This is a genomic window from Pseudomonas sp. S49, from assembly GCF_009866785.1.
Classification (GTDB): domain Bacteria; phylum Pseudomonadota; class Gammaproteobacteria; order Pseudomonadales; family Pseudomonadaceae; genus Aquipseudomonas.
Window position 1 is genome coordinate 2278636 of record NZ_CP019432.1, and the last position, 19459, is coordinate 2298094.

19 protein-coding genes and 5 tRNA genes are annotated in these 19459 nt (G+C 58.9%); 15 read left to right on the forward strand and 9 right to left on the reverse strand.

Annotated features, from left to right (window positions below; all coding sequences use genetic code 11):
• Nucleotides 1-2: 2 nt before the first annotated feature.
• Nucleotides 3-584 carry a GNAT family protein gene (locus tag PspS49_RS09895; protein WP_160039028.1) on the reverse strand — a complete coding sequence of 194 codons (582 nt, stop codon included), beginning with the start codon at nucleotides 582-584 and terminating at the stop codon, nucleotides 3-5.
• Between the two features lie 129 nt (nucleotides 585-713).
• Here PspS49_RS09895 and xth point away from each other — a divergent pair, with 129 nt between their 5' ends.
• Entirely contained in the window at nucleotides 714-1508 is a 795-nt protein-coding gene (xth, locus tag PspS49_RS09900) for an exodeoxyribonuclease III (protein ID WP_127926563.1), read from the forward strand.
• Between the two features lie 101 nt (nucleotides 1509-1609).
• Nucleotides 1610-2452: an arylamine N-acetyltransferase gene (locus tag PspS49_RS09905; RefSeq protein ID WP_160039030.1), complete on the forward strand. Its 843-nt coding sequence runs from the start codon at nucleotides 1610-1612 to the stop codon at nucleotides 2450-2452.
• Here PspS49_RS09905 and PspS49_RS09910 read toward each other — a convergent pair.
• From PspS49_RS09910 to PspS49_RS09920, 3 genes are read right to left on the reverse strand one after another with little or no spacing between them, the layout of a single operon-like run.
• Complete coding sequence (locus PspS49_RS09910; RefSeq protein ID WP_160039032.1) at nucleotides 2434-2859, reverse strand: DUF4952 domain-containing protein; 426 nt, start codon at nucleotides 2857-2859, stop codon at nucleotides 2434-2436. The genes PspS49_RS09905 and PspS49_RS09910 overlap by 19 nt on opposite strands.
• A complete protein-coding gene (locus tag PspS49_RS09915) occupies nucleotides 2860-3609 on the reverse strand; it encodes a hypothetical protein (protein WP_102900937.1) in 750 nt (249 codons plus the stop codon).
• A gap of 49 nt (nucleotides 3610-3658) precedes the next feature.
• A complete protein-coding gene (locus PspS49_RS09920; protein WP_102900938.1) occupies nucleotides 3659-4153 on the reverse strand; it encodes a PAAR domain-containing protein in 495 nt (164 codons plus the stop codon).
• Nucleotides 4154-4363: 210 nt separating this feature from the next.
• On the opposite strand from PspS49_RS09920, the gene PspS49_RS09925 reads away from it, so the two are divergent.
• Entirely contained in the window at nucleotides 4364-5887 is a 1524-nt protein-coding gene (locus tag PspS49_RS09925; RefSeq protein ID WP_116255283.1) for a nucleobase:cation symporter-2 family protein, read from the forward strand.
• 144 nt (nucleotides 5888-6031) lie between these two features.
• Here PspS49_RS09925 and PspS49_RS09930 read toward each other — a convergent pair.
• Nucleotides 6032-6107 (reverse strand) — tRNA-Asn (locus tag PspS49_RS09930).
• A 219-nt stretch (nucleotides 6108-6326) separates the two neighbouring features.
• Here PspS49_RS09930 and PspS49_RS09935 point away from each other — a divergent pair.
• Nucleotides 6327-6557, forward strand: coding sequence for a hypothetical protein (locus tag PspS49_RS09935; RefSeq protein WP_127926567.1), 231 nt, complete (start codon nucleotides 6327-6329; stop codon nucleotides 6555-6557).
• Here the strand turns inward: PspS49_RS09935 and PspS49_RS09940 are convergent.
• Nucleotides 6554-6754, reverse strand: a complete 201-nt coding sequence (locus PspS49_RS09940) for a hypothetical protein (protein WP_016983541.1) — start codon at nucleotides 6752-6754, stop codon at nucleotides 6554-6556. The genes PspS49_RS09935 and PspS49_RS09940 overlap by 4 nt on opposite strands.
• A gap of 224 nt (nucleotides 6755-6978) precedes the next feature.
• On the reverse strand, nucleotides 6979-8175 hold the full coding sequence (locus tag PspS49_RS09945; protein WP_038363598.1) for an amino acid aminotransferase: 1197 nt from the start codon (nucleotides 8173-8175) through the stop codon (nucleotides 6979-6981).
• Nucleotides 8176-8512: 337 nt separating this feature from the next.
• Between PspS49_RS09945 and uvrB the strand changes: the two genes are divergently transcribed.
• A complete protein-coding gene (gene uvrB, locus PspS49_RS09950; RefSeq protein ID WP_007913411.1) occupies nucleotides 8513-10528 on the forward strand; it encodes an excinuclease ABC subunit UvrB in 2016 nt (671 codons plus the stop codon).
• A gap of 114 nt (nucleotides 10529-10642) precedes the next feature.
• Here the strand turns inward: uvrB and PspS49_RS09955 are convergent, their stop codons facing one another.
• Both PspS49_RS09955 and PspS49_RS09960 read right to left on the reverse strand, forming a co-directional pair.
• Nucleotides 10643-12133 carry an MDR family MFS transporter gene (locus PspS49_RS09955; RefSeq protein WP_174245108.1) on the reverse strand — a complete coding sequence of 497 codons (1491 nt, stop codon included), beginning with the start codon at nucleotides 12131-12133 and terminating at the stop codon, nucleotides 10643-10645.
• A 49-nt stretch (nucleotides 12134-12182) separates the two neighbouring features.
• Nucleotides 12183-13232, reverse strand: coding sequence for an HlyD family secretion protein (locus PspS49_RS09960; RefSeq protein WP_127926569.1), 1050 nt, complete (start codon nucleotides 13230-13232; stop codon nucleotides 12183-12185).
• 228 nt (nucleotides 13233-13460) lie between these two features.
• Between PspS49_RS09960 and gltX the strand changes: the two genes are divergently transcribed.
• From gltX to PspS49_RS10010, 10 genes are all read left to right on the forward strand, one after another.
• Nucleotides 13461-14942 carry a glutamate--tRNA ligase gene (gene gltX, locus PspS49_RS09965; protein ID WP_160039036.1) on the forward strand — a complete coding sequence of 494 codons (1482 nt, stop codon included), beginning with the start codon at nucleotides 13461-13463 and terminating at the stop codon, nucleotides 14940-14942.
• 203 nt (nucleotides 14943-15145) lie between these two features.
• Nucleotides 15146-15221, forward strand: a tRNA-Ala gene (locus PspS49_RS09970).
• A 79-nt stretch (nucleotides 15222-15300) separates the two neighbouring features.
• Nucleotides 15301-15376: transfer RNA gene (locus PspS49_RS09975), tRNA-Glu, on the forward strand.
• A 53-nt stretch (nucleotides 15377-15429) separates the two neighbouring features.
• A tRNA-Ala gene (locus PspS49_RS09980) sits at nucleotides 15430-15505 on the forward strand.
• 80 nt (nucleotides 15506-15585) lie between these two features.
• A tRNA-Glu gene (locus PspS49_RS09985) sits at nucleotides 15586-15661 on the forward strand.
• A gap of 182 nt (nucleotides 15662-15843) precedes the next feature.
• On the forward strand, nucleotides 15844-16383 hold the full coding sequence (locus PspS49_RS09990; protein WP_007913421.1) for a TetR/AcrR family transcriptional regulator: 540 nt from the start codon (nucleotides 15844-15846) through the stop codon (nucleotides 16381-16383).
• A 30-nt stretch (nucleotides 16384-16413) separates the two neighbouring features.
• On the forward strand, nucleotides 16414-17247 hold the full coding sequence (locus tag PspS49_RS09995; RefSeq protein ID WP_150773989.1) for an alpha/beta fold hydrolase: 834 nt from the start codon (nucleotides 16414-16416) through the stop codon (nucleotides 17245-17247).
• Between the two features lie 46 nt (nucleotides 17248-17293).
• Complete coding sequence (locus PspS49_RS10000; protein ID WP_127926571.1) at nucleotides 17294-17743, forward strand: thioesterase family protein; 450 nt, start codon at nucleotides 17294-17296, stop codon at nucleotides 17741-17743.
• 158 nt (nucleotides 17744-17901) lie between these two features.
• The gene (locus tag PspS49_RS10005) at nucleotides 17902-18861 is read left to right on the forward strand and encodes a tRNA-dihydrouridine synthase (protein WP_150773990.1); all 960 of its coding nucleotides are present in this window, start codon (nucleotides 17902-17904) and stop codon (nucleotides 18859-18861) included.
• Nucleotides 18862-18982: 121 nt separating this feature from the next.
• Complete coding sequence (locus tag PspS49_RS10010; RefSeq protein ID WP_127926572.1) at nucleotides 18983-19429, forward strand: Hsp20 family protein; 447 nt, start codon at nucleotides 18983-18985, stop codon at nucleotides 19427-19429.
• The last annotated feature ends 30 nt before the right edge of the window (nucleotides 19430-19459 follow it).

The following is a 19459-nucleotide window of genomic DNA, read 5'->3' on the forward strand; positions in this document are numbered from 1 at the left end:
CATTACCGGTCGCCGGCGAGTTTCTGTTCCAGGTGCAGACGCACCTGCGGCCACTCGTCGTCGATGATGCTGAACCGTACCGAATTGCGCTTGCGCCCGTCCGGCATGATCCGCTCATGACGGACGATGCCTTCCTGCTGTGCGCCAAGGCGCAGAATCGCATTGCGTGACTTCTGGTTATTCTCGTCGGTGGTGAACTGCACCCGCACGGAATCGAGCACGTCGAAGGCGTGACACAGCATCAGGTACTTGGCCTCGGTGTTAACGAAGGACTTCTGCCAGCGTGCCGCAATCCAGCTGCTGCCGATTTCCAGCTTGCGATTGAGCGGGTCGATCTTCCAGAAGCGCGTTGAGCCGATCACTTCGCCAGTGTCTTTCAAGACAATGACAAACGGCATGACCGTGCCAGCGTCACGGCCATCGAGGGCTTTTTTCAGGTAGCTGTCGACGGTGCTGGCCGACGGCACGACCGTGACGGTGAGGTTCCACAACTCGCCGTCGGCGGCAGCGTGGAGCAGGGCGGCAGCATCTGAATACTGAAGCGGGCGCAAAAGGATGCGCTGACCTTGCAGCGTGGTTGACATGGGATTGCGGTCTCGGCAGTGCGGGCGAATGGCGAGCGCCTATTACGCCGCAGCGGGTGGATCCGATGCAACCGTGGCGATGTTCACGAGGTCACAATTTTCACAGCCCATGGGCAGGAGCCTCAGCCGATGAAAAACCTGCGGATCGCCACCTACAACGTCAACGGCCTGCGCGCGCGGTTGCCGAATCTGCTGGATTGGCTCAAACGCGAGCAACCGGACATCGCCTGCCTGCAAGAACTCAAATCCCTCGACAGCGCATTTCCAGCGGCGGAACTGGAATCTGCGGGGTATGGCGCAATCTGGCAGGGCCAGGCCTCGTGGAACGGCGTGGCAATTCTCGCCCGCGATGCGCAGCCGCTAGAAAGTCGACGCGGCTTGCCGGGAGATCCCGCTGACAAGCACAGCCGTTATCTGGAAGCAGCGGTGCACGGCGTTCTGGTCGGGTGCCTGTACCTGCCCAACGGCAACCCGCAGCCCGGACCGAAATTCGATTACAAATTGGCCTGGTTCGAGCGACTGATCAGCTATGCGAAAGACCTGCAAAGCAGCGATCACCCGGTGGTGCTGGCCGGTGACTACAACGTCGTGCCCACCGACATGGACATCTACAACACCCGCTCCTGGCTCAAGGATGCGCTGCTGCAACCTGAGAGTCGTGAGTGTTATCAGCGCTTGCTCGATCAAGGCTGGACCGATTCGCTGCGGCATCTGTATCCCGAGGATCGCCTCTATACGTTCTGGGATTACTTTCGCCAGCACTGGCAAACCAACTCCGGGCTGCGCATCGATCATCTGCTGCTCAACCCGGCGCTGAGTCCCTATCTGCACGAGGCCGGCGTAGACGCCTGGGTGCGCAACGAACCGCACGCCAGTGACCATGCGCCGACGTGGATTCGTATCGGTTCACGCAAGAAACGCTAGCGGGCGATTGGCGAAATCAATTGTCGAAAACAGTGCCCGATCCCGTATACATGGCGACCATCAACGCAGTGACCTGCGGCCCCATGCATAAGGATCGAGCAATGAGTGAGCCACGCCTGACGAATCTGAAACTGTACCTGCAACGTTTGGGTTTCGACACACCACCCGCGCCGACGCTGGACAGCCTGCGGCAGTTGCAACTGCGCCATACCGGCGTCTTCCCTTTCGAGAATCTGGCGACGATAACCGGTGCACCGGTGCTGATCGATCTGTCGTCCATTGAAGAAAAAGTCTTGCTCGGTGGGCGCGGTGGGTACTGCTATGAACTGAACAATCTGTTTTTTGCCTTGTTGCTGGAACTGGGCTTCGACGCACGCGCTATCAGCGGGCGTGTAGTGATGAATCAGCCGGAAGGCAGTTGGACGGCGCGCACGCACCGCTTGAGCCTGGTGACGATCGACGATGTGCGCTACATCACAGATGTCGGTTTTGGTGGCATGGTGCCGACTGCACCGCTGCTGCTGGACACCGAAGCGGAGCAACCAACGCCACACGAACCTTATCGCATTGAAAAACAGGCCGACGGCTACATGCTGCGTGCCAACGTGGCGGGGGAATGGCGGCCGATGTACCTGTTCGATCTGCAACGCCAGGAAGACATCGATTACACCGTCGGCAATTGGTATGTCTCGACTCACCCTGAGTCACCGTTCAGCCAGCGTCTGATGGTGGCGCGCACCGGGGAGGGCTGGCGCAAGACGCTGAACAACGGCAGTTTCGCTGTTCACCGCATGGGCGCCGAGAGCGAGCGGCGTGAGGTCGCGGACGTCGAGGATCTACTCGATTTGCTTGAGGCTGAGTTCGGGATACGTGTCGCGCGCCCAGAGTTGTCAAGGCCGGTGCTCGGACACCTTATCCAGCCTGGTCAGGGATCCTCAGCGTAAGCATCGACCTGGATCGTGAAGCGATTGATCTTCGCCCACGACTCCCGTTGCCTGACCTCTGTTTCCTCTGAGCCAATGCTGATCAGGTAGTTGATGCCTGTTGCTGGATCTCTGAATCCATTTTGGGTCGAGTCCCAGACACAACAGGCGCGCGTGATCGGCGAAATCCCGAAGTGCTGTTCAAGGTACTGTTCGGCTTTCGAAGCATTGGCCCCGGATACTTCGTAGCTGGCTGAAAATGGCTGGCCCATGCGATCAAGCGCCTGTGTGCAGCCTTTGAATTCAACAAACGATGGCTTGTCTGCGAGCTTCGACAGAAAGTCATCACAGCCAAAGTCGGCACTGGCACTGCTGGCAATGACCAGCAACAGCGCGGGTATCAATCGGATAAGTAGCAACCGTTTCAATTATTTCTCCACCAGCAATTCACCGACATATTTCCCGCCTTCACCTTTGACTCGCCGGCAGATCAGGTAGTCGTAAACATCGTTCCATTTGATCAGCTCATAAAAGGTGACACAGCCGTCGGACAAATGGCCGACGTGGATGTAACGACTGCTGTTGCCTTTTGTGCCTTGCAGTTCAATGGGAAACCAGACGTCGGTGCAATGCAGATTACCTTGTGCCTTGTAGCCACCTGTGGAGATATTTCCGTGGGAGCGGTCGGGTGCCATGATCCGGTGGCGTCCGGGAGGAATCGGGGTAAATTCGCCGCCCCACTGGCTGTTCAGCGTCACCTTCGCCGTTTTTCCATTGAAGCTGACCTGTGCCCATTGCTGCAGAAGTTTGCCTTTGAACTCCGATATCGCATGGGCCGGTGCTCCGGTGTACTTGACCTTGACGGTGGCCGGCGCCGTTGGCGGGGTATCCATCAGGTACTTCAAGGCATTTTCGGTTTTCAGGCTGGCCGTCTGCCCGACGAACTCAGAATTGCCGTCGGCGATGCGGAAGTAGGTCCGACCACCGGATTCCTTGGTGAAGGTCACTTTGGTGTATTCGCAGAGGGCGACAAGTGTGCCCTTAGGCTCGAGTTTGACACTCAGCCAACCGTTTTCGTCAGCCCGTTTGGTGTATTTGGTGACAACGACCGCCGGATGCGTACTGCCACCCTGTCGGTTCGAGGGAGCCTGGTTATTGTTGAGGATTGCCTGCGCCATGCTGGTTACAGCTCCTTTCAGGTGAATTCAGCCGCTGGTTTTTTTCTGCTCAGGCTAGGTCGTCAGGCTCCAGATGCAGCATTTCGCTCGCGCGGGTCGACACTCTTTGAGTCAGTCCGCGCTCATTGGTGACACCGCGGATTACCTTGCCCGACGCGGTGGTGATCTTGTAAGCGAAGTCGGGTACGGGCTCGCCATCGGCGTCCAGCAACGTGAACTGTTCGTCGAAACCCAAGTTGATCGGCGGAACGGGGCTGATCGCTGCGCCACCGCCGCTCTGGCCAATGATGACGGTGCCGGAACCGCCGACGATAACGTCGCCGTGGCTGCCCAGGCTGCCTTGCGTGGCGGCGTTTTTACCATTGATGAAAACGGTCGCGGAAATGTTGCCGCTGATGGAGCTGCCGCAAGAGGCGGGGTCGCCGAGGCGCGCGGCTGGCAAACCATCGAAGAATACGTCGGGGGAGCCGGCAACTATTTTCTGTGCCGCATGGGCAGGGCATGTCGTGGCATCTGTTGCGCGTGCAGCGGGCTTTCCACTCATGGTGATGTCCTTTTCTTGCCCGGCAGCGGGCATCCATTAATCCGTACGGCGTGGTGCTTGATCCTGCCACGTGATAGGGGAGCACTCAAGTGGTCAGGCCGTTTGAGTGATGAGTAACCCTCCGCTGTTTTTTTGTATACAAAACCATGGACACTTGTCGCGAGTTTTGAATACAGTGTGCGCATAACAAAAACCAGGGAACCCCCCACCATGAAAACGCCCCATGTTTCACACCAACGGCCCGAGGACGAAAATCTCGGGGTCGGCGCGAATATGGCTTACGGCCTGCAACATGTTCTGACCATGTACGGCGGTATCGTTGCGGTGCCACTGATCATCGGCCAGGCGGCCGGCCTGTCGCCGGCAGACATAGGTTTGTTGATTGCTGCTTCATTGTTTGCGGGGGGGCTGGCGACACTGCTGCAAACCCTGGGTCTACCGTTTTTTGGCTGTCAATTGCCGCTGGTGCAGGGCGTGTCGTTCTCCGGCGTGGCGACCATGGTCGCGATCGTCAGCAGTGGTGGGGAGGGCGGCTTTCAATCTGTGCTCGGCGCGGTGATAGCGGCGTCCTTGATAGGTCTGCTGATCACGCCGGTGTTCTCGCGAATCACCAAGTTCTTCCCGCCACTGGTTACCGGCATCGTGATCACCACCATCGGCTTGACGCTGATGCCAGTGGCCGCACGCTGGGCGATGGGCGGCAACAGCCATGCGCCGGACTTCGGCAGCATGCAAAACATCGGTCTGGCGGCGGTCACGCTGGTATTGGTGCTGCTGCTGAGCAAGGTCGGCAGCTCGACCATCTCGCGTCTGTCGATCCTGTTGGCCATGGTGATCGGCACGGTGCTGGCGGTGTTCCTCGGCATGGCAGACTTCTCCAACGTCACCACTGGCCCGATGTTCGGCTTCCCGACGCCGTTCCATTTCGGCATGCCGACCTTCCACTTCGCCGCGATCCTGTCGATGTGCATCGTGGTCATGGTGACGCTGGTAGAAACGTCGGCAGACATTCTGGCGGTCGGTGAAATCATTGGCACCAAGGTCGATTCCAAGCGTCTGGGCAACGGTCTGCGGGCGGACATGCTGTCGAGCATGTTTGCGCCGATCTTCGGCTCGTTCACCCAGAGTGCTTTCGCCCAGAACGTCGGGCTGGTGGCGGTCACCGGGATCAAGAGCCGTTACGTGGTGGCCACTGGCGGGATCTTCCTGGTGATCCTTGGCCTGCTGCCGTTCATGGGCCGCGTCATCGCGGCGGTGCCGACGTCGGTACTCGGCGGCGCCGGTATCGTGCTGTTCGGTACAGTGGCGGCAAGCGGCATCCGTACGCTGTCGAAAGTTGATTACCGTAACAACGTCAACCTGATCATCGTCGCTACCTCGATCGGCTTCGGCATGATCCCGATTGCTGCGCCGAACTTCTACGATCATTTCCCAAGCTGGTTCGCGACCATTTTCCACTCGGGCATCAGCTCGTCGGCGATCATGGCGATCCTGCTCAACCTGGCGTTCAACCACTTCACCGCCGGTAACTCGGATCAACAGTCGGTATTTGCCGCAGCGGAAGAGCGCACCTTGCGTTATCGCGATCTGGCGGCGCTGCGTGAAGGTGATTACTTCAGCGACGGCAAGCTGCATGACTGCGACGGCAAGGAAGTGCCGGTGATCGAGCCGGATGATCACGATCATGGGCAGGGTGCGCCGAAGGTGCAGGTGAAAAGCAGCGAGCATGTCTGACGCTGTAATGGAATAGAAAAGGGCCGATCTGTTTGTTGCAGATCGGCCCTTTTCATTTCGAGATCAAAAGATTGCGATCTTTTTGATCTTTTCGAGCGCCCACAAAAAAACCCCTGAATCTTTCGATTCAGGGGCTTTGCTATTTGGCTCCACAACCTGGACTCGAACCAGGGACCCAATGATTAACAGTCATTTGCTCTACCAACTGAGCTATTGCGGAATTGGTGCGTATGTTACTGATTCAAAAAGAGAAGTCAAGCACCGGTTGCAAAAATGAGTGAATTTTCGGGATGGATGGCGGTTTGTCAGCGATTGGCGGTTACCAGAACCGTAGCAGAGGTCTACCATGGCCGCCCGGAAGTGGTCACACGCGCTGCCGGCCATTCGCCGCAAAGGTACGTGCCATGAAGCAGTCAATCCGCAACAACGAGGTGTTCGCATGAGCATCGCGCAAATCAGCTTGCCCAAAGGCGTCGGCCCCCACGCCGAAAAACTCTTGGATGCAATCACCCAGGCCAGTACCGCCGAGGAATTGAACCGCGCGGGCGGTAAGGCTGAAGGTTTTGTCCTGGGTCTTGAAAGCACCAAGGCGATCAAAAGCCAGATCGCCGAATCGCTGTACGTCGTCTATGACGATGCCGCGACTCAGCGCGCGACTGAACTGGCTTAACTGCCGAAGGTGATAGTGCCCAGCATCAGTTTGGCGTAGGCCGCAGTGGCTGCCAGTTGCACCAGCCACAGCGCCAGGCCACCCAGAAACACCCCGGCGGCGACTTGCAGCACCAGGCTTTTTTCGCGTTTGGCCGAGGCGCGGGGGATGAAATCATCCAGGTCGTCACGGTCGGCACGCAGGTTGTCGTTTTTCATATGGGGTCTCTTCAGAAATCTCGGGTGTACACAAAACCTGTAGGAGTGAGCCTGCTCGCGATAGCGTCGTGTCAGCCGAAGATTCATTACCTGACACGCCGCTATCGCGAGCAGGCTCACTCCTACAGTTTGATTTGTGTGCAGTCTAGAGGGTATGGGGCGTTATTCGTGACAATAAAAAACGGGAAGCCCAAAGGCTTCCCGTTTTTCATCACGCGGCGAAATCAGATGACCTGAACAATCGCATCCGTCACAGCCTTGATGTTGCTCTGGTTCAGCGCTGCTACACAGATACGGCCGGTATCCAGTGCGTAAATGCCGAACTCGTTACGCAGGCGATGTACTTGCTCAGTGGTCAGGCCCGAGTAAGAGAACATGCCGCGCTGACGACCAACGAAGCTGAAATCGCGGCCCGGTGCTTTCTCGGCCAGCAGGGCAACCATCTGCTCACGCATGCCGCGAATGCGCAGACGCATTTCAGCCAGTTCCGCTTCCCACTGCGCACGCAGTTCCGGGCTGTTCAACACCGCAGCGACGATGCTGGCACCGTGGGTCGGCGGGTTGGAGTAGTTGGTGCGGATCACGCGTTTGACCTGCGACAGCACGCGCGCACTTTCTTCTTTCGATTCGCTGATGATCGACAGCGCACCCACGCGCTCGCCGTACAGCGAGAACGACTTGGAGAACGAACTCGAGACAAAGAACGTCAGACCGGACTCAGCGAACAGACGCACGGCAGCGGCGTCTTCGTCGATACCGTCGCCAAAACCCTGATAAGCCATGTCGAGGAACGGCACGTGACCTTTGGCTTTAACCACTTCCAGCACGTTGTTCCAGTCCGCCGGGGTCAGGTCGACACCGGTCGGGTTGTGGCAGCAAGCGTGGAGGATAACGATCGAGCCGTTCGGCAGGGCGTTGAGGTCTTCGAGCATGCCGGCACGGTTAACGTCGTGGGTGGCAGCGTCGTAGTAACGGTAGTTCTGCACCGGGAAACCGGCGGTTTCGAACAGCGCGCGGTGGTTTTCCCAGCTCGGGTCGCTGATCGCCACAACGGCGTTCGGCAGCAGTTGCTTGAGGAAGTCGGCACCGATTTTCAGGGCGCCGGTCCCGCCGACGGCCTGGGTGGTGATGACGCGACCGGCGCTGATCAGCGGCGAGTCGTTGCCGAACAGCAGCTTTTGCACGGCCTGGTCGTAGGCAGCGATGCCATCGATCGGCAGGTAACCGCGCGAAGCGTGTTGAGCGACGCGAATCGTCTCGGCTTCGATCACGGCGCGCAGAAGTGGAATTCGCCCCTCTTCGTTGCAGTAAACACCCACGCCCAGGTTGACCTTGGTGGTCCGGGTATCGGCGTTGAATGCTTCGTTGAGGCCCAGGATTGGATCGCGGGGTGCCATTTCGACAGCGGAGAACAGGCTCATTATTGCGGCGGCTCTGAATGGAGAATGGAGGGACGTGTCGCGCTCCAGCCGGATGCACTAGAGCGGTGCACAAACGGGGAGCTAGTATAGAGGCCATTACGGAACAATGGCGACAGGCGATTCGGCTTTTAGGGTAAGTTTTTCCGATTATTTCTTGACCGTTAGTCGACTGCTCGTGTCAGAGTCTTTAGCGGATGTAGGACGTTTGCCTTGAAAGAGCGGGCAATCGCCACCACATTGAGCACAATCCAGCTTTTTTCTTGCGCGACACCGGTCGTTTGCGGTCGTCCCCGTGGTGCTCCGCTTTGCTCGGAATGCCGCGATCCCAGAGGTGTATATGTCCGAATTCCAGCTCGTCACCCGCTTCGAGCCCGCCGGCGATCAACCGGAGGCCATCCGCCAATTGGTGGAGGGCATCGAAGCCGGGCTGGCGCACCAGACGCTGCTCGGTGTGACCGGCTCGGGCAAGACCTTCAGCATCGCCAATGTCATCTCGCAGATACAGCGCCCGACCCTGGTGTTGGCGCCAAACAAGACGCTGGCCGCGCAGTTGTATGGTGAATTCAAGGCGTTCTTCCCGAATAACGCGGTCGAGTATTTCGTTTCCTACTACGACTACTACCAGCCCGAAGCCTATGTGCCGTCGTCCGACACCTTCATCGAGAAGGATGCATCGATCAACGACCACATCGAGCAGATGCGTCTGTCCGCGACCAAGGCGCTGCTCGAGCGCAAGGACGCGATCATTGTCACCACGGTGTCGTGCATTTACGGTCTGGGTAGCCCGGAAACCTATTTGAAGATGGTCTTGCACGTCGATCGCGGCGACAAACTCGATCAGCGTGCGCTGCTACGGCGTCTGGCCGACCTGCAATACACCCGCAACGACATGGATTTCGCCCGCGCAACCTTCCGCGTGCGCGGCGATGTGATCGATATCTACCCGGCGGAATCCGATCTCGAAGCGATTCGCATCGAGCTGTTCGATGACGAGGTCGAAAGCATTTCCGCGTTCGATCCGCTGACCGGCGAAGTCATCCGCAAGATGCCGCGCTTCACCTTTTACCCGAAGAGCCACTATGTGACGCCACGGGAAACCCTGCTCGACGCCATCGAACACATCAAGGTCGAACTGCAGGAACGCCTCGAATACCTGCGCAGCAACAACAAACTGGTGGAAGCCCAGCGCCTTGAACAGCGCACCCGTTTCGACCTGGAAATGATCCTCGAACTGGGTTACTGCAACGGTATCGAAAACTACTCGCGCTACCTGTCCGGGCGTCCGGCCGGTGCCGCGCCGCCAACGCTCTACGATTACCTGCCGGCCGATGCCTTGCTGGTGATCGACGAGTCCCACGTCAGCGTGCCGCAGGTCGGCGCGATGTATAAGGGCGACCGTTCGCGTAAGGAAACCCTGGTCGAATACGGTTTCCGTCTGCCTTCCGCGCTGGACAACCGGCCAATGCGGTTCGACGAGTGGGAAGGGGTCAGCCCGCAGACCATTTTTGTCTCGGCGACACCAGGCAACTACGAAGCCGAGCACGCCGGGCGCGTGGTCGAGCAAGTGGTGCGGCCGACCGGTCTGGTCGACCCGCAGGTAGAAGTGCGTCCGGCGCTGACTCAGGTCGACGACCTGCTCTCGGAAATCAGCAAACGTGTGGCGGTCGAGGAACGGGTGCTGGTCACCACGCTGACCAAGCGCATGGCCGAAGACCTTACCGATTACCTCGCCGACCACGGTGTGCGCGTACGTTATTTGCACTCGGACATAGACACCGTCGAGCGCGTGGAAATCATCCGTGACCTGCGCCTCGGCACCTTTGACGTGCTGGTGGGTATCAACCTGCTGCGTGAAGGCCTGGACATGCCGGAAGTGTCGCTGGTGGCGATTCTTGATGCCGACAAGGAAGGCTTCCTGCGTTCCGAGCGCTCGCTGATCCAGACCATTGGCCGCGCGGCGCGTAACCTCAATGGCCGGGCGATTCTGTATGCCGATCGCATGACCGGTTCGATGGAGCGAGCGATTGGTGAGACCGAGCGTCGTCGCGACAAACAGATCGCCTTCAACCTGGAAAACGGCATCACCCCGCGCGGTGTGATCAAGGACGTCGCCGACATCATGGAAGGCGCCACCGTGCCGGGCTCGCGCAGCAAGAAGCGCAAAGGCATGGCCAAAGCCGCCGAAGAGAACGCCAAATACGAAGCCGAACTGCGCTCGCCGAGCGAGATCACCAAACGCATTCGTGCGCTGGAAGAGAAAATGTATCAGCTGGCGCGGGATCTGGAGTTTGAAGCGGCGGCGCAGATGCGCGATGAGATTGCCAAGCTGCGCGAGCGGCTATTGGCTGTTTGATCTCTAGCGCCGGACAGGGCCTCTTCGCGAGCAGGCTCGCTCCCACATTGGAATTGTGTCGTTCACAAATCCCCTGTGGGAGCGAGCCTGCTCGCGAATGGCGGCGACTCGGTCTTAATGAGACTCCCCAGCCTTCAATCCTTGTGGCAATTTTTTGGTCAACAAAACCGCCAGCATGCTGATCCCCAACGCAATCCCGACAAAGTGAAACGCATCGTTGTAAGCCATGATCGCCGCCTGCTGATGGACGATCTCGCTCAACTTGCCCAGCGCCGCCGTGTCACTGCCAAACCGATCGGTCATCGATGCCAGTCGCTCGGCCACTTGCGGATTGGTCGGCACCACCGCTTCACGCAGATAATCGAAGTAAGTCTTGGTGCGCGCGTCCAGCAGCGTCGCCAGCAGAGCAATGCCAATCGCACCGCCAAGGTTACGCAGAATATTGAACAGACTCGACGCCGACCCCGCATCCTGCGGCAGGATGTACGCCGTGGCGATCAGCGAAATGGTCACCATGATCAACGGCTGGCCCAGTGCGCGGATGATCTGGATCTGATTGAACTGCGGCCCGGCAAAATCCGGGTTGAGCACCCCCGACGAAAAACTCGCCAGACCAAACAAACCAAACCCCAGCGTGCACAGCCATTTCGGCGAAACAAACTTCATCAGCTTCGGCACCAGCGGAATCAGAAACAGCTGTGGCACGCCCATCCACATGATCACTTCGCCGATCTGCAGGGCGTTGTAGTTCTGAATCTGCGCCAGATACAGCGGCAACAAATAGATCGAACCGTACAGTCCGACACCCATGCCCAGGCTGGAAATACTCGATAAACCAAAGTTGCGATTGCGCAGGATTCCCAAGTTGATCAGTGGATTCGGTTTGGAGATCTGCACGATGACAAAGGTGATCAGACTCACCAGCGCAATGCTGCCCAGCGTCACAATCAGGCTCGATTCCAGCCAGTCCTTGCGATGGCCCTCTTCAAGAAACACCTGCAAGCACCCGAGGCCGATGCCCAGCGTGAGGATGCCGGTGTAGTCGGTGCTTTTCAGTAATTCCCAGTGCGCTGCTTTCTTTTCCAGTCCGTACATCAACCCGGCGATCATGATCAGGCCCGGCGGAATGTTGATATAGAAGATGTATTCCCAACCCCAGTTTTCCGTGAGCCAGCCGCCCAGCGTCGGGCCGATGGACGGCGCGAAGGTCGCGGTCATGGCGAACATCGCCATGCCTTTGGCGCGGTGGTGTTCGGGGAGTTTGATCAGGGTCAGGGTGAACGCCAGCGGGATCAGCGCGCCGCCGGTGAAACCCTGCATGGCGCGGAAGACGATCATGCTCTCCAGGCTCCAGGCCATCGAGCACAGCAGCGATGACAGCAGAAAGCCCAGCGACACCCACACCGCCAGACGGCGCGCCGACAGCAACTGCACCAGCCACGCGGTCAGCGGGATCATGATGATTTCCGCGACCAGATACGAGGTGGAAATCCACGAGCCTTCTTCCAGTGTCGCCGACAGCGCGCCCTGAATATCTTTCAGCGACGAGTTGGTGATCTGGATGTCGAGCACCGCCATAAAGGCGCCGAGCATCACGCTCATCACCGCAATCCAATCGCGCCGGGTCGGCTCGCCGACCGGGCGGATCAGCGAATCACCGGCCATTGTCCGGGGCGTCTTTGATGTTCACGGTGGCGGTGACGGACATGCCCGGACGGATCTTGCCGTGCAGCGGGTTGTCGGCCTTGAAAGTCAGTTTCACCGGAATCCGCTGTACGACTTTGGTGAAGTTACCGGTGGCGTTGTCCGGCGGCAGCAGGCTGAACTGTGCGCCGGACGCGGCGAACAGACTATCGACCCGCGCTTCGATCGGCGTATCGCCATAGGCATCGAAGGTCAGCTCGGCTTTTTGGCCGGGTTGCATATGACCGATCTGGGTTTCCTTGAAGTTGGCCTGCACCCAGATGTCTTCGTCCGGGACGATCGACAGCAGATAAGCGCCGGCCTGCACCACTTGACCATTGCGCGCGGCGCGCTGGCCGACCAGACCGCTGATCGGCGCGTGGATTTCGCTGCGAGTCAGGTTGAGTTCGGCTTGCGCGAGATCGGCGCGGGCGTTGGCAATCTGCGCGTCGAGGCGTTTGATTTCCGCGTTCAGGGCGTTGACCTGTTGGCGCTGGCCTTGCGCATCAGCCTGCGCCTTGGCCACTTGCGAGCGAGCAATGTGGGCGTCGGCGGAGAGGGTGGTCACCCGTTCTTCGGAAACATAGCCGGGTTTGCGCAGGGTTTCGGCACGCGACAAATCCATCTGCGAGCGGCCGAGGGTAGCTTGGGTGGTCGCCACTTGCGCATCACTGGAAGCAATCAGACTGGCTTGCTGAGTCAATTTGCTTTGCGCTTGCAGGCGTTCCGCTTCGCGGGTGGCGAGGGCGGCATTGGCGCGATCGATGGCCAGGCGGAAATCATTGGGTTCGAGGCGCACCAGCAACTGGCCTTTTTCGACGTGCTGATTGTCCTGTACCAGCACTTCGTCGATGCGCGCGCTCAACTGGCTCGACACACGGGTGATTTCGCCCTGGACATAAGCGTTGTCGGTGCTTTCATAGAAGCGTCCCTTGAAAAACCAATGAGCAAAAAAGCCCCCGGCAATCAGCAGGACGAGCAGCAGAAATATCAACAGGCGACGCTTGAGTTGGGCAGGCATGGGCAAACTGTAGTCGAGGAATTGTAAGGAAAGTTATCAGCAGGCGAATCTGGCATACAGCCGATCAACGGTAAATGCCATCCGCTGATATTTGCCCATTCACCACGACTTACCGGCGTTCCAGAGGCAAACTTGGCTTAAATGCCCTGCCTGCTGGAGCGGGGCGGGTGTCGCCTGTTACCATTCGCCGCTTGATTGTTTTGCTTTTCATTCTTTTCGAGACATGCCATGACCACCGTCCGCACTCGCATCGCGCCATCGCCTACCGGGGATCCCCATGTAGGTACCGCTTACATCGCATTGTTCAACTACTGCTTTGCCAAGCAGCATGGCGGTGAGTTCATCCTGCGGATCGAAGACACCGACCAGTTGCGTTCGACCCGCGAGTCCGAACAGCAGATCTTCGACGCCCTGCGCTGGCTGGGTATCGACTGGAGCGAAGGCCCGGACGTCGGCGGCCCGCACGGTCCATACCGGCAGAGCGAGCGCGGCGAGATCTACCAGAAGTACTGCCAGCAACTGGTCGAAATGGGCCATGCGTTCCCATGCTTCTGCACCGCTGAAGAGCTGGATCAGATGCGCGCCGAGCAAATGGCCCGCGGCGAAACTCCACGTTACGACGGCCGCGCACTGCTGCTGTCGAAAGAAGAAGTCGCGGCCCGTCTGGCCGCCGGCGAACCCCACGTGATCCGCATGAAAGTGCCGAGTGAAGGCGTTTGCGTGGTGCCGGACATGCTCCGTGGCGATGTCGAGATCCCGTGGGATCGCATGGACATGCAAGTGCTGATGAAGACCGACGGCCTGCCGACGTACTTCCTCGCCAACGTCGTCGACGACCATTTGATGGGCATCACCCACGTGCTGCGCGGCGAAGAGTGGCTGCCGTCGGCGCCAAAACTGATTCTGTTGTACGAATACTTCGGCTGGGAACAACCCGAGCTGTGCTACATGCCGCTGCTGCGTAACCCGGACAAGAGCAAGCTGTCCAAGCGCAAGAACCCGACCTCGGTGACGTTCTACGAGCGCATGGGCTTCATGCCTGAGGCGATGCTCAACTACCTCGGTCGCATGGGTTGGTCGATGCCGGACGAGCGCGAGAAGTTCTCGCTGCAGGAAATGGTCGACAATTTCGACCTCAAGCGTGTCTCGCTTGGCGGGCCGATCTTCGACATCGAGAAGCTGTCGTGGCTCAACGGCCAGTGGCTGCGTGATCTGCCGGTGGAAGAGTTCGCCAGCCGTCTGCAAACCTGGGCATTGAACCCGGAATACATGATGAAGATCGCGCCGCTGGTTCAGGGTCGCGTCGAAACCTTCAGTCAGGTTGCACCGCTGGGCGGGTTCTTCTTCGCTGGTGGCGTCAATCCGGATGCCAAGTTGTTCGAATCGAAGAAACTCTCCGGCGATCAGGTTCGGCAGTTGATGCAGTTGATCCTGTGGAAGCTGGAAAGCCTGCGTCAGTGGGAGAAGGACAACATCACTGCGACCATTCAGGCTGTGGTCGAATCGCTGGAGTTGAAACTGCGCGATGCGATGCCGCTGATGTTCGCTGCGATCACTGGTCAGGCGAGTTCGGTGTCGGTGCTCGACGCCATGGAAATCCTCGGCCCGGATCTGACCCGTTATCGTCTGCGTCAGGCGATTGACCTACTGGGCGGCGTGTCGAAGAAAGAAAACAAAGAGTGGGAAAAGCTGCTGGGCGCTATCGCTTAAGCACGCCTGACTCTGCAGGAACCACCGAAGGCCGGGATCTTTTGATTCCGGCCTTCGGCGTTGTTCCCCCCGAATTTACGGGGGAGGGCGGTAAGTGATTGTTATGCCGACGAAAAACTTTGAAAAATTTCAAAAATAAGTTTGACAGGCTTTCGATACGCCCTTAAGATTCGCCCCGTCCTCAGCGATGACATCAACGATGAGGGGCTATAGCTCAGCTGGGAGAGCGCCTGCATGGCATGCAGGAGGTCAACGGTTCGATCCCGTTTAGCTCCACCAATTTACACTTCGAAGCCTGGCCACACCGGCTTCGAAGCGATCAACACTCAGCGTTGATCAGTTGTATAGAAGGGTTTGCGTCCCCTTCGTCTAGTGGCCTAGGACACCGCCCTTTCACGGCGGTAACAGGGGTTCGAGTCCCCTAGGGGACGCCAGTTTTACAGAAGCGATGTTGCAAGATGTCGCTCCGCCGCGAGGCGAAAAATCCGGGGCTTTAGCTCAGCTGGGAGAGCGCCTGCATGGCATGCAGGAGGTCAGCGGTTCGATCCCGCTAAGCTCCACCAATTTTACACGTTCAAGGTCTGGCCACACCGGCCTTGAATCGATCAGTTCTCAGCGCTGATCAGTTGTATAGAAGGTTTGTGTCCCCTTCGTCTAGTGGCCTAGGACACCGCCCTTTCACGGCGGTAACAGGGGTTCGAGTCCCCTAGGGGACGCCACGATTACCCGCTCTGCGGGATTTTATAAGGGTCATTCAATTATTGAATGGCCCTTTTGTTTGTCTGGCGTTTGGCCAACTCTCCTTTTTCCTTACACTGTGCTTCAGACCAGCGGTCATATCCTTGACTTGCAGAATATTATTATGCGAATAATATTCTAGTCGTAATATTCGGAGGCAACGATGAACGATAAAAAAGCTCAAACCCGCGAACGCATCCTTAAGGCTGCCAGCGCCGCACTGATTCAGCGTGGCCCGGCCGACCCGAGCGTGGGCGAAGTGATGGGCGCAGCCGGCCTCACCGTCGGTGGCTTCTACGCGCACTTCGAAAGCAAGGACGCAATGATGCTCGAAGCGTTCAAGCAATTGCTCGGCCGCCGCCGTGACCTGATTGCCGACATGGATGCCGAACTGACCGGTGAAGAGCGCCGCGCCCTGGTCGCTGCGTTCTACCTGTCGCGCAAGCATCGTGATTCCAGTGACGCGGCATGTCCGATTCCAGCTTCGATCGGCGAATTGGGCCGTTTGCCGGAGTCGTTCCGCATCGCGCTGAACGAGCACCTGGAATTGATGATTGCGCAGTTGGCGTCCAGCCCTGAGGACACCGACAAAGCCTTGGCCGATGTGGCCTTGATGGTGGGTGGTCTGGCACTCGCAAGAGCGCTCGGCCCGGGAGATTTATCCGATCGATTGCTGCGCGCTGCCAAGTCGGCGGTGCGTTGACCTGAAGGCAATACGCCTGAGGAGAGAGCGATGAACACGTTGAAGTGGATTCGTGGCGTTAATGGCACCTTGGGCTGGATTGCACCGAAACGGGTTGCGAGCAAAATGCGTCTGGCGTTCATGACGCCGCGCGCGCTGCCATTGCGCGATTGGGAGCTGCCGCTGCTGGCAAGTTCCGAGCGGATCACTTTGCGCTTCGGTCTCTCGGCGCTGCGCTGGGGCCAAGGCCCGGCGGTGTTGCTGATGCACGGCTGGGAAGGGCGGCCAACTCAGTTCGCCGCGCTGATCACCGCGCTGGTCGACGCCGGTTATACCGTCGTCGCGCTCGATGGTCCGGCCCACGGACGTTCGCCGGGGCGTGAAGCCAATGTCGTGTTGTTCGCTCGGGCGATGCTCGAAGCGGCTGCCGAGCTGCCACCATTGCAAGCGGTCATCGGTCATTCCATGGGCGGCGCCAGCGCCATGCTCGCCGTGCAATTGGGCTTGCGCACCGAAACCCTCGTCAGCATCGCCGCGCCTGCGCGCATTCTTGGCGTACTGCGCGGATTTGCTCGCTACGTTGGTATGCCGCCTCGGGCCCGTTCCGCTTTCATTCGCCAGGTCGAACAAGATGTCGGCATGCGCGCCGCGACTCTCGACGTTGCCCACTATCAACTGGATATGCCCGGCCTGATCGTGCATGCCGAGGACGACAACTTCGTCTCGGTCAAGGAATCGCAACTGATCCACGAATCCTGGTTCGACAGTCGCCTGTTGCGCCTTGAAGGCGGCGGTCATCAGCGTGTGCTGGCCGACCCTCGAGTGGTTGATGGCGTGTTATCCCTGCTGGCCGGCCGCAGCCTTCAGGCGCGCCAATCGGCCTGAGCTCCGTTACACTGCCCCGGTTGAATACATTGACCGGGAGTGGGGCATGGGCTGGGATCGGGCAACGCCGTTTACCATTGATCTGCAAGTAGGCGCCGAGGACATCGACGGGCTGGGCCACGCGAACAACGCGGTGTACGTGACCTGGCTCGAACGCTGCGCCTGGCGCCACTCGCAGCGTCTGGGTCTGGATCTGGTCGAGTATCGGCGACTGGATCGGGCGATGGCCGTGGTCCGTCACGAGATCGATTATCTCGCTGCGGCCTATGAAGGCGATGAACTGCAATTGGCGACCTGGATCGTTGATTGGGATCAGCGTCTGAAGATGACCCGGCATTTCCAGCTCAAGCGCCCGAGCGACAACACCACGCTGCTGCGCGCGCAAACCACGTTTGTCTGCATTGAACTCTCCACGGGCAAGCCCAAGCGCATGCCGGCCGAGTTCATCGAGGGCTATGGCCCGGCGATCCAGATCCCGGAATCTGCCCGAATCTAAACTGTAGGAGTGAGCCTGCTCGCGATAGCGGTGTGTCAGCCAACATATGCCTCACTGACACACCGCTATCGCGAGCAGGCTCGCTCCCACAAGGTTTCTGCGATTTCTTGCGATATCCAGTAAACTGCCGCACGTTTTTCTTCAAGTAGTGTTTTCCCATGCAAATTGCTCTGGCGCCCATGGAGGGGTTGGTCGACGACATTCTCCGCGACGTGCTGACCCGCGTTGGCGGCATCGACTGGTGCGTGACCGAATTCATTCGGGTCAACGATCAGTTGCTCACGCCGGCCTATTTCCACAAGTTCGGCCCTGAGCTGCTCAACGGCGCGCGTACCGCATCTGGCGTGCCATTACGCGTGCAATTGCTCGGTTCCGATCCGGTGTGCCTGGCGGAAAACGCTGCACTGGCCTGCGAACTCGGTTCTGAAGTCATTGACTTGAACTTCGGCTGCCCGGCCAAGACCGTCAACAAATCTCGTGGTGGTGCGGTTCTGCTCAAGGAGCCGGAACTGCTCAATCAGATCGTCGAACACGTGCGCCGCGCCGTACCCGCGCATATTCCTGTGACCGCAAAGATGCGCCTGGGCTTCGATAGCCCCGACGGTTCGCTGGTCTGCGCCACGGCATTGGCTGAGGGCGGCGCCGAGCACATTGTGGTTCACGCCCGAACCAAGATGGATGGCTACAAACCGCCCGCACACTGGGAGTGGATTCCGCGTGTGCAGGACGTGGTCAAAGTCCCGGTGTTCGCCAACGGTGATATCTGGAGCGTCGAAGACTGGCGTCGTTGCCGCGAGATCAGTGGCGTAGAAGACATCATGCTCGGTCGCGGTCTGGTGTCGCGCCCGGATCTGGCCAAACAGATCGCTGCCGCCCGCGCTGGCGAAGAAGTGGTCGAGATGACGTGGGCCGAGCTGATGCCGCTGATCCAGGACTTCTGGTTGCAAGCCAAAGCGCAGATGACCTCCCGCCAATCGCCGGGCCGATTGAAGCAATGGCTGGCCATGCTGACGCGCAATTATCCCGAGGCCACCGAGCTGTTCACCGTCCTGCGCCGTGAGACGGAACCGGATCACGTCTCGCGTTTGCTCGGTCTGCCGGTCGCCGAAGCGGCCTGAAAAAAATCTGCAAATAGTCTCTTGAAATCATTTCAGCGGTCCCTATCTAAGGGTTACGCGATGCCGAATTCGGGTCGCGGAGTCAAAAAACCTTGCTGATTGTTTTCAGGAGATTTGAACCATGAGTACTGCATTTTCCCTCGCGCCACTGTTCCGTTCCTCGGTAGGTTTCGACCGTTTCAACGACCTGTTCGAAACTGCCCTGCGCAACGAGCCAGGCAGCAGCTACCCACCTTACAACGTCGAAAAGCACGGTGATGACCAGTACCGTATCGTCGTTGCCGCCGCCGGTTTCCAGGAAGATGACCTGGAGCTGCAAGTCGAAAAAGGTGTGCTGACCATCAGTGGTGGCAAGCGTGATGCCAACGAAGGCGTGACCTTCCTGCACCAAGGCATCGCCCAGCGTGCGTTCAAGCTGTCCTTCCGTCTGGCCGATCACATCGAGATCAAGGCTGCCGATCTGAAAAACGGTCTGCTGAGCATCGACCTGTTGCGCGTGATCCCGGAAGAAGCGAAAGCCAAACGCATCCCGATCAACGGGACGCAGAAACCGGCGTTGCAGCACTGAGTCATGTGCCGCAACACAATCGCCTGAACC

Bases quoted from the DNA above. Each gene is read 5' to 3' on its own strand.
- PspS49_RS09915 (WP_102900937.1), bottom strand. From the start codon at position 3,609: ATGGCGCAGGCAATCCTCAACAATAACCAGGCTCCCTCGAACCGACAG.
- PspS49_RS09945 (WP_038363598.1), bottom strand. From the start codon at position 8,175: ATGAGCCTGTTCTCCGCTGTCGAAATGGCACCCCGCGATCCAATCCTG.
- PspS49_RS10010 (WP_127926572.1), top strand. From the start codon at position 18,983: ATGAGTACTGCATTTTCCCTCGCGCCACTGTTCCGTTCCTCGGTAGGT.
- PspS49_RS09895 (WP_160039028.1), bottom strand. From the start codon at position 584: ATGTCAACCACGCTGCAAGGTCAGCGCATCCTTTTGCGCCCGCTTCAG.
- PspS49_RS09905 (WP_160039030.1), top strand. From the start codon at position 1,610: ATGAGTGAGCCACGCCTGACGAATCTGAAACTGTACCTGCAACGTTTG.
- uvrB (WP_007913411.1), top strand. From the start codon at position 8,513: ATGTCCGAATTCCAGCTCGTCACCCGCTTCGAGCCCGCCGGCGATCAA.
- PspS49_RS09960 (WP_127926569.1), bottom strand. From the start codon at position 13,232: ATGCCTGCCCAACTCAAGCGTCGCCTGTTGATATTTCTGCTGCTCGTC.
- PspS49_RS10005 (WP_150773990.1), top strand. From the start codon at position 17,902: ATGCAAATTGCTCTGGCGCCCATGGAGGGGTTGGTCGACGACATTCTC.
- PspS49_RS10000 (WP_127926571.1), top strand. From the start codon at position 17,294: ATGGGCTGGGATCGGGCAACGCCGTTTACCATTGATCTGCAAGTAGGC.
- PspS49_RS09990 (WP_007913421.1), top strand. From the start codon at position 15,844: ATGAACGATAAAAAAGCTCAAACCCGCGAACGCATCCTTAAGGCTGCC.
- PspS49_RS09925 (WP_116255283.1), top strand. From the start codon at position 4,364: ATGAAAACGCCCCATGTTTCACACCAACGGCCCGAGGACGAAAATCTC.
- xth (WP_127926563.1), top strand. From the start codon at position 714: ATGAAAAACCTGCGGATCGCCACCTACAACGTCAACGGCCTGCGCGCG.
- gltX (WP_160039036.1), top strand. From the start codon at position 13,461: ATGACCACCGTCCGCACTCGCATCGCGCCATCGCCTACCGGGGATCCC.
- PspS49_RS09940 (WP_016983541.1), bottom strand. From the start codon at position 6,754: ATGAAAAACGACAACCTGCGTGCCGACCGTGACGACCTGGATGATTTC.
- PspS49_RS09935 (WP_127926567.1), top strand. From the start codon at position 6,327: ATGAGCATCGCGCAAATCAGCTTGCCCAAAGGCGTCGGCCCCCACGCC.
- PspS49_RS09920 (WP_102900938.1), bottom strand. From the start codon at position 4,153: ATGAGTGGAAAGCCCGCTGCACGCGCAACAGATGCCACGACATGCCCT.
- PspS49_RS09995 (WP_150773989.1), top strand. From the start codon at position 16,414: ATGAACACGTTGAAGTGGATTCGTGGCGTTAATGGCACCTTGGGCTGG.